At 61.3% G+C, this 12,282-nt stretch carries 14 protein-coding genes and 1 tRNA gene; 9 read left to right on the top strand and 6 right to left on the bottom strand.

The window, feature by feature from the left end; genetic code table 11:
• Positions 1-99: 99 nt before the first annotated feature.
• Positions 100-972 carry an MBL fold metallo-hydrolase gene (locus NKH37_RS03105; protein WP_023720957.1) on the top strand — a complete coding sequence of 291 codons (873 nt, stop codon included), beginning with the start codon at positions 100-102 and terminating at the stop codon, positions 970-972.
• Between the two features lie 204 nt (positions 973-1,176).
• Here NKH37_RS03105 and NKH37_RS03100 read toward each other — a convergent pair whose 3' ends face one another.
• From NKH37_RS03100 to NKH37_RS03090, 3 genes are all read right to left on the bottom strand, one after another.
• On the bottom strand, positions 1,177-1,692 hold the full coding sequence (locus NKH37_RS03100; RefSeq protein WP_352480872.1) for a hypothetical protein: 516 nt from the start codon (positions 1,690-1,692) through the stop codon (positions 1,177-1,179).
• A gap of 368 nt (positions 1,693-2,060) precedes the next feature.
• Positions 2,061-2,972, bottom strand: a complete 912-nt coding sequence (rpoH, locus tag NKH37_RS03095) for an RNA polymerase sigma factor RpoH (protein WP_023720954.1) — start codon at positions 2,970-2,972, stop codon at positions 2,061-2,063.
• A gap of 187 nt (positions 2,973-3,159) precedes the next feature.
• Positions 3,160-4,200, bottom strand: a complete 1,041-nt coding sequence (locus NKH37_RS03090; RefSeq protein WP_353040799.1) for an RluA family pseudouridine synthase — start codon at positions 4,198-4,200, stop codon at positions 3,160-3,162.
• Between the two features lie 26 nt (positions 4,201-4,226).
• Here NKH37_RS03090 and NKH37_RS03085 point away from each other — a divergent pair, with 26 nt between their 5' ends.
• The 3 genes from NKH37_RS03085 to NKH37_RS03075 all read left to right on the top strand — a co-directional run bounded on the left by NKH37_RS03085 (position 4,227) and on the right by NKH37_RS03075 (position 5,179).
• A complete protein-coding gene (locus NKH37_RS03085; RefSeq protein ID WP_352817764.1) occupies positions 4,227-4,610 on the top strand; it encodes a fimbrial protein in 384 nt (127 codons plus the stop codon).
• Positions 4,607-5,014 carry a VOC family protein gene (locus NKH37_RS03080; protein ID WP_023720951.1) on the top strand — a complete coding sequence of 136 codons (408 nt, stop codon included), beginning with the start codon at positions 4,607-4,609 and terminating at the stop codon, positions 5,012-5,014. The genes NKH37_RS03085 and NKH37_RS03080 overlap by 4 nt, the downstream gene beginning before the upstream one ends.
• Before the next feature lie 90 nt (positions 5,015-5,104).
• Positions 5,105-5,179 (top strand) — tRNA-Glu (locus NKH37_RS03075).
• Between the two features lie 146 nt (positions 5,180-5,325).
• Here NKH37_RS03075 and NKH37_RS03070 read toward each other — a convergent pair.
• Positions 5,326-6,393, bottom strand: coding sequence for an adenylate/guanylate cyclase domain-containing protein (locus NKH37_RS03070; RefSeq protein WP_023720940.1), 1,068 nt, complete (start codon positions 6,391-6,393; stop codon positions 5,326-5,328).
• 116 nt (positions 6,394-6,509) lie between these two features.
• Here NKH37_RS03070 and NKH37_RS03065 point away from each other — a divergent pair, with 116 nt between their 5' ends.
• The 4 genes from NKH37_RS03065 (at position 6,510) to tolA (ending at position 9,637) form a co-directional block, all read left to right on the top strand.
• Complete coding sequence (locus NKH37_RS03065; RefSeq protein ID WP_023678521.1) at positions 6,510-6,950, top strand: SRPBCC family protein; 441 nt, start codon at positions 6,510-6,512, stop codon at positions 6,948-6,950.
• 418 nt (positions 6,951-7,368) lie between these two features.
• Entirely contained in the window at positions 7,369-7,950 is a 582-nt protein-coding gene (locus tag NKH37_RS03060; protein ID WP_023720938.1) for a VOC family protein, read from the top strand.
• A 27-nt stretch (positions 7,951-7,977) separates the two neighbouring features.
• A complete protein-coding gene (locus NKH37_RS03055) occupies positions 7,978-8,868 on the top strand; it encodes a glutathione S-transferase family protein (protein WP_353003801.1) in 891 nt (296 codons plus the stop codon).
• Positions 8,869-9,232: 364 nt separating this feature from the next.
• Positions 9,233-9,637, top strand: coding sequence for a cell envelope integrity protein TolA (gene tolA, locus NKH37_RS03050; RefSeq protein WP_023720935.1), 405 nt, complete (start codon positions 9,233-9,235; stop codon positions 9,635-9,637).
• 137 nt (positions 9,638-9,774) lie between these two features.
• Here tolA and NKH37_RS03045 read toward each other — a convergent pair whose 3' ends face one another.
• Entirely contained in the window at positions 9,775-9,990 is a 216-nt protein-coding gene (locus NKH37_RS03045) for a hypothetical protein (protein WP_023720934.1), read from the bottom strand.
• Between the two features lie 333 nt (positions 9,991-10,323).
• Between NKH37_RS03045 and NKH37_RS03040 the strand changes: the two genes are divergently transcribed.
• A complete protein-coding gene (locus NKH37_RS03040; RefSeq protein ID WP_352817760.1) occupies positions 10,324-11,316 on the top strand; it encodes a DUF2865 domain-containing protein in 993 nt (330 codons plus the stop codon).
• 91 nt (positions 11,317-11,407) lie between these two features.
• Here the strand turns inward: NKH37_RS03040 and NKH37_RS03035 are convergent, their stop codons facing one another.
• The gene (locus NKH37_RS03035; protein ID WP_352494191.1) at positions 11,408-11,761 is read right to left on the bottom strand and encodes a hypothetical protein; all 354 of its coding nucleotides are present in this window, start codon (positions 11,759-11,761) and stop codon (positions 11,408-11,410) included.
• Positions 11,762-12,282 lie beyond the last annotated feature (521 nt).

Below are 12,282 nucleotides of genomic sequence, written 5' to 3'. Positions count from 1 at the left end.
GGTGCTTGACGACGCCTGGTTGACGGACAACCATGCCTTTCATTTGCCGTGGCTGAGAAAATCATTCCTGCCACGGTGAGAGGATCAAGGGGGCTGGGATTGGACGCATTATCGGCTAGGTCGCAGGTCACCGGCTTCTATGACAAGCCGAGCGGGTCCGTCCAGTATGTGGTCGCCGACATGGCGACCCGCAAATGCGCCATCATCGATCCGGTGCTCGACTTCGACGAAAGGTCCGGTGCAACGGCAACGAAAAACGCCGACGCCCTGCTCGACTTCGTCAGGGAAAGCGGGCTGGAGGTCGAGTGGATCCTCGACACGCATCCGCATGCCGACCATTTGTCCGCCGTCCATTATCTGAGGGGGAGAACCGGAGCGCCGACGGCAATCGGCGAGAGGATCATCGACGTCCAGAAATTGTGGAAGGTGATCTACAACTGGCCGGAATTCCCCGCCGACGGTTCGCAATGGGACAGGCTGTTCGCCGACGGCGCGACTTTTTCGGTCGGCGGCCTTCCGGCAAGAGTGCTGTTTTCGCCGGGCCACACCCTGGCCTCGATTACTTACGTCATCGGCGACGCCGCCTTCATCCACGACACGCTGTTCATGCCGGACAGCGGCACCGCAAGGGCAGACTTTCCCGGCGGCAGCGCCGAGCGGCTCTGGCGTTCGATCGAGGACATCCTGGCACTGCCGGACGAGACACGTCTGTTCGTCGGTCACGACTACCAGCCGGGTGACCGCGAAGCGCGCTGGGAAAGCACGGTCGCGGAACAGAAAGGCGGCAACATCCATGTTGCCGGCTGCAAGACGGAAGCCGACTTCGTCGCGCTCCGCCAAGCCCGCGACAGGACGTTGCCGATGCCGCGGCTGATCCTGCACGCGCTGCAGGTCAATATGAATGGCGGACGCCTGCCGGAACCGGAATCCAACGGGCGGCGCTATCTGAAATTTCCGCTCGATTGCCTCTGAGGAGATGGGTCGCTGGCACTACAAATGCCATTTCAAACTCGGCGCCCGCTCATCGTTCCGAGATGGTCATCTAAGTTATTGATTAAGTTATTGATCCTGATTCGATTTTTGCGATGTGTGAATCCGATAGGTCGCCATACGGGAGAAGGTGGCGGCAGCCGGATGAGGAGCGGCGCAGACGCCAGCTAAGTGTTTAGTCCAGCGTCAGGGTTTTGTTCGGCGGGCTAAATGTTCATACGTGATTTGCCAAGGATCGCTCTCGGAAGATCTTTCCTCGCCAATCCAATGGAAGCTGTTGGCAGTGATCTCAGTGAAACGCCATCGAGTTTTCAGACCGCGCGAGTCATTGCCGAGCTGGACAATGTCCTTACCCTCGGCCCGGCCGATCTGGCGCGAGTGATCCCGGTTGAGCGGGTCGTTCCATATGATATGCCAGCCATCGATCCCAGGATCGAAGATGCGCAAGGTTGTGCCATACATCGTCGACGGCGCAGGGCGCTTGGGCCTGATCCAAACGTCCTGAATCGCGCGGCCTTCGAGCACCCAGCCAAAATGGCATTCGCCATCCCATTTCTGGATTGTCCCGTCATCGAGGTAGTGGACCGTGTCCATTTCCCAGCTTCCAATTAGCCATCCATACAGGTCCATGTCTTTCGCTCGGTCGGCTGGGGGACCTTCGGATCCGAGAGCGGTCAGAAACGGAGAAATCGTCATCGTCATATCGCCTTTCGTTTCCGAACAGACGAGTTCAACTGCCCGGCGCGGCCCCGGCGGCCCGTTGTCGCCCGCCTGCCGCAAGCGCCGCCTTGTGGAATTTTGCGACGGAAGCCCGTGTCGGCGCCGGAACATTGCCGCCACAGCTTGCAGCGTTGCGGTTTCCAGAGCTTGGGGAAAATTGCGATAATGCCGCTATCGATGGGATCGTCTGCGGACACGATGGCGAGGCTACTGAGCAGTTTATGGCAGTGGATCGGACATCCGCGAAGGCGCCGCGGAACTGGCAACCTTCTAAAATAACGGCGGCGCCAGTTACCTGACGCCGCCGTTATTTGTTTCTACCGGCCGTTATTTGTTTCTATCGGAAGGCTTTACGCCGCCGGCTGCGCCTCGATGGTGCGCAGCGCCTGCATCTGGCGCTTGGCTGCGGCCTTGACCGCGTCCTGCACCTTCTCGAAGGCGCGCACCTCGATCTGGCGCACGCGCTCGCGGCTGATATCGAACTCGGCCGACAGCTCTTCCAGCGTCAACGGCTCATCGGCGAGGCGGCGCGCCTCGAAGATGCGGCGTTCGCGGTCGTTGAGCACGGCAAGAGCGCCCGACAGCATGCCGCGCCGGTTTTCCAGCTCGTCCTGCTCGATCAGCATCTCTTCCTGGCTTTCGTGATCGTCGACCAGCCAGTCCTGCCATTCGCCGGATTCGCCTTCGCTGGCCCGGATGGGCGCATTGAGCGAGGCATCGCCCGACAGACGGCGGTTCATCGACACGACTTCCGCTTCCGAGACGTTCAGCCGGGTGGCGATCTCGGTAATCTGGTCGGGCTTCAAATCGCCTTCGTCGAGCGCCTGGATCTTGCCCTTCACCTTGCGCAGGTTGAAGAACAGGCGCTTCTGGTTGGCGGTGGTGCCCATCTTGACCAGGCTCCACGAGCGCAGGATGTATTCCTGGATCGAGGCCTTGATCCACCACATCGCATAGGTGGCGAGACGGAAGCCGCGCTCCGGTTCGAATTTCTTGACGGCCTGCATCAGGCCGACATTGCCTTCCGAGATCACCTCGCCGATCGGCAGGCCGTAGCCGCGATAGCCCATGGCGATCTTGGCGACGAGCCGAAGGTGGCTGGTGACGAGCTTGTGCGCAGCCGTGGTGTCCTCATGCTCGGCGTAGCGCTTGGCGAGCATGTACTCTTCCTGCGGCTGAAGCATCGGAAAACGGCGGATTTCTTCCAGGTAGCGGCTGAGGCCGCCTTCGCCGGAAACGATACTGGGTAGTGACTGGGCCATGATAGCGCCCCCTCTCTATTGGAGTGATGCCCCCGAAACGCGGCAGGCATGTGGCGCGAATGCCAAAGGCACATTCGCGCCAACCGACATATATAGGAACAAAACCAGAAAGACAGGCATTTGTTCAACACGAAACAGTGTGTCACGCTGAAGTGAACAACGCCGGTCAGGTTTTCAGGTGGTTGGTTCAAAGCTTGCGGAAGCCGTCGACGAGTTCCTCCATGTCCCACGGTATCGGTGCTTCGAACCCCATCGTTATATGGGTATCCGGATGCCGAAATGCAAGGAGGCGGGCGTGCAAAGCTTGTCGCGGAAATGCTTTCACTTTGCTGGTTAGCGGCTCAGGCAACCGGTTGGCCTTGGTGCGGAAAGCCTGGCCGTATTCGGGGTCGCCAATCACCGGATGGCCGATATGGGCCATGTGGACGCGTATCTGGTGGGTGCGACCGGTTTCCAGCCGGCATTCGACCAGGCTCGCCGTGGCGAATTCCTGCTGCTGCTCGCCAAAGCGCTCAATGACGGTGAAATGCGTTATGGCGTGGCGGGCATCGTCGCGGCCTTGCGGCACCACGGCGCGGCGTACCCGGTCGGCGGCGCGGCCAAGCGGCGCGTCGACCATCCCCGTCGGCCTTGCCGGTATGCCCCAGACCAACGCCAGATAGGCGCGCTCGAGATCGCCGGTCAGGCCGTGGTCGGCAAAGGCCTCCGACAACGCCTTGTGGGCGCGATCGGTCTTGGCGACGACCATGACGCCACTGGTCTCCTTGTCGAGGCGATGGACGATGCCCGGCCGTCTCACCCCGCCGATGCCCGACAGGCTGTTGCCGCAATGATGGATCAGCGCGTTGACCAGCGTGCCGGTCCAGTTGCCGGCGCCGGGATGCACGACCAACCCGGCCGGCTTGTTGATGACGATCAGCTCGCTGTCCTCGTAGAGGACATCCAGCGCAATATCTTCGCCTTGCGGCTCCGCCGGTTCCGGCTCCGGCATGTCGACCGACACGCTGTCACCTTGTGCCATCTTGCGCTTCGTCTCGCTGGCTGGCCTGCCGCCGATCCTGACCGCGCCCTGCTTTATCAGCATCTGCACCCGGCTGCGCGACATGTCGGGGCCGAGCCTGGCCGCCAGCCATTGGTCGAGCCGTTGGCCGGCCGCATCGGCGCCGGCCTCCAGCACGATCTGTCTGGCCCCTATTAATTGTCTGACCTCTTCGTTATGAGCGCTCATCGAAAACAGTTCCGGAATCTGCTGCCATGGCCCGGCCGCTTGCCGACGAAGACGAGGAAAAGCCGCTCGACCCCGAGGTCGAAAAGGTGCGGAGGAAGCTCGTCCGCTTCGTCGCCATCAATCTCGGCCTGCTGTTCCTCGCCCTTATGGTGGTGATCGCGGCGCTTGTCTACAAAGCGCGCAATGCACCGCCTGTCAGCCCTCCGCTGAGCAGCGACATCCAGGTGCCGATCGGCGAACCGGTCAATGGCGACATCGTGCTGCCGGTCGGCGCCAGGGTGGTCAGTCAATCGCTCTCCGGCAATCGCCTGTCGATCGACGCCGGGCTGGCAGACGGCAGCCGCGCCATCTTCGTCTATGACATCACCGAACGACGCATCGTCGGCCGTTTTTCGATCAGGAACAAATGACCGGTTTTGCCGAACACCGCAGCATTGCCACGGTCGCGCTCGTCGTCGCAAATTATGACGAGGCGATCGCCTGGTATGTCGACCGGCTGGGTTTTGTCCTCACCGAAGATGTCGATCTCGGCGGCGGCAAACGCTGGGTCACGATCACGCCAGGCAACGGGCAGGGGGCGCGGCTGCTTCTGGCCGAAGCATCCGGCGATGCGCAAACGGACGCCGTCGGCAACCAGGCCGGCGGGCGGGTTTTTTTGTTCCTCGAAACCGACGATTTTGCCCGTGACCATGCGCTGATGCTCGAAAAGGGCGTCGAATTCCGTGAGGCGCCCCGGCACGAGACCTATGGCACTGTGGCGGTTTTCGCTGATCTCTACGGCAATCTCTGGGACCTGATCGAGCCAAAACGCTAGGCTTGCAGCGGATATTTCACCGGCGCGACAGGCAGCCTTAAGCCTAGTTGCTTTTTGCCAGCCGTCAGCCTATATCGCCGGTTCTTGAACGCGCCCATCGTCTAGCGGTCAGGACACCGCCCTCTCACGGCGGGAACAGGGGTTCGATTCCCCTTGGGCGTACCAAGTCTCTCCAAGCTCTCCGCAAACCATCAATCCGATCCATCGCCTTGGGTCGCGGCGGGTTTGGCTCATTGCCGCTCAGTCATGGCTTCGCACGATACCAAGATATGCTGCGAACGACACATCCACGGCGCGCTCAACCATTCGATCTATTCCGGTAAGCCGAAAAGTGTTTGCGCGCCTGCTATTCCTCCGAGCGGATGACTGCCCATGGCGATCATCGGCTCGGTAGTTTCTGCCTCGAACACTGTCGACGCGAGCACCGTCCGTCCCAACGGCTTGCACAGCCCTTCGATGCGGCTGACAAGATTTACAGCCTTGCCGATCGCGGTGAAGTCCAACCTGCCGGCAGTGCCGATGTTCCCCCAGAGTATCTCGCCGACATGCAGGCCAATGCCATATCCGAGCTCAGGGCCGCCATTGCGGCGCCGAGTTTGGTTGAGATGATCTATCCCGGCGCGCGTGGCCTTCACGGCGCGTACCGCAGCGTCACATGCGGCATTTGCATCGCGCTCGCCAATCGGGAAAATCGCGAGGACGCCATCACCTATAAACTTGAGAACCTCACCACCAAATGCGTGCACCGCGCCCGCGACGCAATCGAACCAGGCATCAAGTACCAATACGATCTCGTCTGCATCATGAACCTCGGATAGATCGGTGAAACCTCGAAGGTCCGCGCACAGAAGCGCAGCCCGTATCGTCTCTCCCTTTACTCGACGAGAATGACCGTTGAGCACATGTGCTGCACTGCGCTTTCCCAAATATGCTTCGAGCAATGCGCGTTTCGCGGACCGTTCTGCGAGTGCGGTCATCGGAGCCGCAGCAAACCGGGAGATTTGCCGCAGCAGCTCTGACTGCGCCTCATCCGGAGTATGATCGAACGCCCACACCAAAGTCGGTGCGACACCGCCCGCTCGCTCGTCGAACACCATCGCCCGCGTCGTGCCAAGCCACTCCCGCAGCACGAGCCGGGGATCGGCATTCTGGCGGTCGGCGCCTATGCCCAAAGCCTCGACCACTTCATTCCCAGGCGCTCGCCAGAGCCAGATGCGGCGTGAAATGATCGGGTCGGGAGCATCCTGCGCCAGCGCGCCGGCGATGATCGGCAGGCCGTCTTCCATCAAATGCGTTGAGAGCTGCAATAGAAGTCGCCCACCGTCGCCAATATGCGCGGCGTCGTCCAGAAGGAATGAAAGCGAGTTTGCGAGAAGCATCGGCAGAAGGTCACTCGGCACAGGCTTATGCTTACGCCTCGAACATCTTCTTGCAACTCCCCACATTCGCTTCAATCATGCACGGTATTCGATGCGGATGTGACCTGGAGTGAGCGATGGCGGAATCGGTTTACACAGAGATTGAGGTCGCCGCGCCACAAGCGACCGTGTTCGCGCTTTTGACGGATCCGGACCAGATCGTGCGATGGATCGGGACCGAAGCGAATTTAGATGCATCGCCGGGCGGTCTGTTCCTCGTCAATGTCGGTGGTCGCCATATGGCCCGCGGTGAGTTCACCGAGGTGATCCCGGTCCACCGTCTTGCCTACAGTTTTGGCTGGGAAGACAACGAGACCGTGCCGCCCGGCTCCAGCCATGTCGAGATCGACCTGATCGCGAGGGATGCGGGGACACTGATCCGCTTCACGCACAGCGGACTGCCGAACGCAAAGGAGCGTGACAGCCACCGAAGGGGATGGGAGCACTACCTCTCACGGCTGAAGATCACTGCTGATGGGGGACATGTCGATCCCGACGTGCCGATGAAGAATATGTGATTTTCATCTAAGGGCCGCGGATGCCCGTAATCCGAACCAGGCGCGGCATGCGTCAACGAGGCCCCTTTGACCTGCCGTCGCCAAACCGGCCGCTCGGGAAACCCAGCGACCTGCGGGCTGCCGCACCATTACAGCTGCCGGCGACGGATCGTTTCGGCGAGCTCGGCGAAGGCGTCCGCGATCCCGGTGCCGCTCTTGGCGCCTGCGTGGAGTTCTTGAAACTCAGCGCTTCTGGCGCAACGCCTCGGATTGAATTAGCATCCGTTCATCAAAGCTCCGGCCGCACTCCTGCAGGATGCGGAATGCGGAGCGCAGGCGAGCGAGGCCGGGCGCGGTCACATGCCGGGCGCTGATCCAAGCGCGACTGGGCATCCGAACTTCCGTTCGGCGGCAAGACGGCGTGGCCGGGAGGAGTCAGATGCAGAAGCTGCAATCACAAGGCGTCCATCACATCACGCTGGTCGGCGCCGATCGCCAGAGCTCCATCGATTTCTGGGAAGGCGTGCTCGGCATGCCTTTCATCTTCGAGCAGCCCAACCTCGACAAAGCCAGCGAAAGCCATCTTTATTTCGATCCGGGCGACGGCCGGCTGATCACCGTCTTCACCGACGAGAGCCGCACGCCGGTCAAGCGGCGCACGCCAACCGATACGGGCTGCGTCCATCACATCGCTTTCGCGGTGTCGCGCGTCACCTTTTTGCAGGCGGTCGGCCGGCTCGACGAGCGCGCCATCAAGCACAGCGGCGTCAAGGATCGCGGCTTCATGGACTCGATCTACTTCGAGGATCCGCTCGGCCTGCTGATCGAGCTCGCCTCCTACCGTTTCGAGCCGCCGGCGGGCTTCACCCATGCCGACGTGTTGATGCAGGCGCACAAGATCCGCGTCGCGCGCGGCGACTACGCAATAGCCGAGGTGCATCTCGCCGACGCGATCCAGGCGCTTGTCGAGCGCTCCCGCGCGACCTTGTCGGAAGACCGCGCTCCGAAAGATCCATACTGACGACAGGCCAAACAAAGGGAGGACACAATGGCAAAGACGACAACGAAGAGTGCGAAGAAGCCGGCCGCCAAGGCCGCTCCGAAACCAGCTGCCAAGGCCGCGACAAAGCCTGCAGCCAAGGCGTCGAAAGCGTCCGCCAAGTCGGCAACGAAAGCCGCCGCAAAACCTGCAGCCAAGGCATCCGCGAAGTCCGCGCGGAAGGCCGTAGCGAAATCAGCGAAAAAACCCGCGCTGATGCTCAGCATGCTGAAGCCGAGCGTCAACAATATGAGCGTACGGGTGTTTGCGCGCGCGGCCGGGCTCGACCATTCCGAGACCGACGTATGGGGCCACACGCGCTCGCCTGAATACATGGCGCGAAACCCGGCCCATTTGACGCCGATGATCGAGGACAAGGGCCTGCCGAGAGGTGTCTTGTGGGAAAGCTGCGCCATCATGCAGTACCTCGCCAACAAGCACGGGCTGGAGAAACTATATCCCAAGGCGCCGGCCAAGCGGGCAATGATCGACAGCGCCATGTTCTACCTGATCGGGACGCTCTACCCCTATGTGGCGCGCGCCACCTATCCTGCACTGAATTTCCCGCAATATGCCGGCGAGGTCGGCCACAGCGACGCTCATCCCGACAAGAAGTCGGAAGCCCAAAAGGCCGCTATAGAAGCGATAGCCGAGCCGCTGGAGGTGTTTCACAGCTTCTTCAGGAACGGCAAGCCGTTCATCGGCGGCAAGAACCCGTCGATCGCCGACATCCGTCTGGCGGCGACGCTCGAGTTCCTCGCCGTCATCGACTATGCGCTGCCCCAATGGGCAAAAGACTATATGACGGCGATCGAGAAGAAGCTCGGCAAGGCCTATGCCGAGCCGGCCGGCGATGTGCGCGGCTATATCGCCTATGTGCGGTCGCAGGCCAACGCCTGAGGCACGTGCAGGCCGGCGATCGTCCGTACGTTCTGCAGGAGCCGGTAACGATCTGGGGTAATTCTTTTTTACTCTCCCCTGTTTGCACGATGTGGGGAGCTTAAGGTTTCGTTAACCGAAACCCTTTCTACTGTATCCACCTCCAGCCCGCGACCACGGATGTACTGGCGCGGATGGAAAGCAAAGGTCGGCTGCTCGCCGGCCTTTTGCTTGTTGCAGCCCTGCCGAAGTTGCGGCCGACGGCGCTTCACGACGCCTGCATGGCTGATGAAGCGCGTTGCTGGCACCTTGTCATCGCCGATGTCGGCCCTACCATCGAAGTTAGTCACGTCCTCGAGGGCGGTTCAAGGACAGAGGCCCTGTCATGAAAAGCATTGCTGGAATGGTGGTGATTGCAGGCGCCATGCTGGCGGGCACAGCCGGTCAATCGAATGCAGCAACGCTCAACTCCATGCCCGAGGTCGGGGCTGCCATCCAGGCGTGCTGGACCCCGCCAGCGAATGCCGGGAACTCCACCGTCACCCTGAGCTTCAGCTTCAGGCGCAATGGCACGCTGATCGGCCGGCCCAAGCCGACTGCCATCCGCGTGGCCGGCGACGAGAAGGCGCGGCAAGCTTTTGTCGATGCGGCGATTGCGGCCGTGGACCACTGCCTGCCGTTGAGCCTTTCACCGGCGCTGGCTGAAGGCATCCCGGGCAAGGTGTTCACTCTGCAATTCAACTCGCCCAAACAAAAACAGCCTGCAACGCGGGTGCAGGCTTCGCCTTGATCTTTTCCGACAACCGGATTCTACTTTTCGGGATCTAGCGCATGTCGAGCAAAAGTGTGCAGCGGTTTTGCGACAACGACATGCATAAAACAAGAACCTAAGCGCGTCGCATGAGGCCCGGTCGACCGCGATGCGCTTTAGTGGCGGCTTCGTCTGGCCTCGACATGTCGCGCCAGTTCCGGCATTTCGAAGACATAGTCGCTCCAGGCCGATTCCGGAATCTGGCCGGCGAGATAGCACTCCAGCAAAAGCCTCTGCTCGTGGTCGAGCGGCCTCGGTGTGCGTTCATGGTCCAGCCCAAGTGAATGGAACAGATTCCTGGTCAGGCCCGCGACAGTGAAATGAATCGACATTTGCGGTCTCCTCCTTTGGCCGCTCAACGCCGAACTTGGGGCTAAGGTTTCAGCAACGGCCGGCCGGTAACGCCGGATTGATCGCGGTGCGGAACCGGCCGGGTGCTTCAAACTTCGCCGTGGCGCGAGTTCGCCGGCGTTGCTGCCGGTTCGTCTCAATCTTGAAATAAAAATGTAATATTGAATTTACGCCAGTGGATATAATACACTAGAACTAAAGTCTCTGGTGGCGGGGCGGTCTACTTCAATTAGGTAAAACTGATTTAGCCAGTACTTATCCATAGTCGACAAAGAAATCCTGTTCTCGGCGCAACAAGGACAATGGTCGCTCCAATGACGCGCTTCTGGCTTCTCACGATTCTGATGCTGGTGTCGGCAATAGCCGTTGCGCTCGGCACGTCCTCCTCCTATGCGGATAGCTGCGGCGCGATCAGGAGCCAATTGCTTTCGGCGGGGCGTGGCGCCGGGACCAGCCCCGAGCTTGCCCAACTACGCCGGCAACTCGCCGCGATTCAAAGGCTGGAGAGACAGCGCCGATGCACGGCGAAAACGGCCGGGTTCTTCTTCAACCCCTGCGCCGACCTCGTAAGCAGCAAGGCGGAGGTGCAACGGCAGATCGCCAGACTGTCGAATTCGGGCAGGGACACCTCCGGCCTGAAGGCCAGGTTCGTCGCGCTGGGCTGCGCCGCCCCCGCTGCCAAGAAGCAGCAGGCGCAGCAAGACCAGCCGCCGGCGCAGCAGCGCACAGCACCCAAAACCCAGTCCGCAGGCGCAACAATGGGTGGCAATCGGATGCTGTTTTGCGTTCGCTTGTCGGACGGATATTTCTTCCCCGCGCCAAAATCGCAGTTCGCCAAGAACGACGATCTGAAGGAAACGGTCGATCAGTGCCGCTATATCTGCGACGATGCCGGCGTCGAACTCTATACGCTGAGCGATGCCACCCGCGAGACCGAAGAGATGATCGCGCTCGAGACGCAAAAGCCCTATGTGGAGCTTGCGACCGCCTTCAGGTACCGCGACGACGCGAACTTCAAGGCCTGCGACGTCAAGCGCTATTACCAGCGCGTCGCCGAACTCAGGGCACGAACCGTGACACCGGCCAACATGAGCAACGCCATCATTCCGTTGCCGACGGCAAAGCCGGATTTTGGCAGCGTCGCGGAAATTCCTGAATCCGGGATCGAAACCGCCGGTACCGCTCTCGCAGGGGCAAAAACGCCGGTTGCCGAGGTGCCAGGGGCTGCCCAGCATCAGTCGGTCGAAAGAGCGATCGGCGCGCGGCCGGTGAGAGTGGTCGGGCCGGCCTTTTTCCCGGCGGACTGACCAGGGCGGGCGATGTCCCGAGACGGCGAACGGCTGGCCGGATAGCCGCTTCAAGGCCTACAGCCGCACGTATCGACCGACGGCCGGTTGGTTATTCGCAGACCATGCGGGCCCGTTTGCCGGGCAGGCTGACATTCCTGCAGGTGAGCGGCTTCGCCGGCTCCGATGACAGCATGGGCGGGTTGGCGACGACCTTCCTTCGTGGCGCTGCAACGGAAGCTGCGCTCCTGCGCACCGCCGGCCTTTTCGGCGTTTGAGGCGCCACAGGAAAGACATCGGTCTCCAGCTGCGACTGTTCGGCTTGCGCCTGCGGAGAAGGCCGGTCCCAGAAACGGCGAACATCGAGCGGCTTGGGAATGATCACGGTGCCGTCATAGCTGCGCGCGCAGCCGGTTCCCAGAAGCAGCGCCAGGCACAGGAAGACAGGCAGAATCCGTCGAAACATCAGCAACACCCCTGCAAGCTTATAACGCTGCTTCGGCCCAACCGACAACCGGCGGAATAGTGCAGAGGGAGTAGGTAAGGTGAAGTAGAAATCGCCGCACTTCCAGTCGAAGGCCCCGCTCGAAAGATCGATCGCCGGGTCGGGCGCGGATGGAGGTCCAGCGCGAGGCGAATTAAAACCTTGCGATTCGTCACCGCTTCCAGCGTAAGGCCATGGTGCGATCGCACCATACCCAATGGCGCGCTCAGTCGCGACAATGGGATATTCGAAGTTCCGCTCCTCCAGTTACGGGCGGGAGCAGCGACCGCCGGCAAGAAACAGGGTCAGATTTACCCCAACGGACCTGTTTCGGCGATGGCGCGGCCATGACACGTTCTGGCTGCATGCAACGCGCTCCCGTCCGGCTTTTTTCTTCTCAAGGTCAGTGGCTGCTATCGTCGAGCGGACAAAGCCGGCCGGAATTCACGCAAGCTGCTGATTCCAGCGGCAAACCGCGGCCCATGCCGACAAAGCCCGCGGCC

The sequence above is a fragment of the Mesorhizobium sp. M1217 genome (assembly GCF_040318275.1).
Classification (GTDB): Bacteria; Pseudomonadota; Alphaproteobacteria; order Rhizobiales; family Rhizobiaceae; genus Mesorhizobium.
This window is presented reverse-complemented; position numbering and strand designations above follow the sequence as displayed.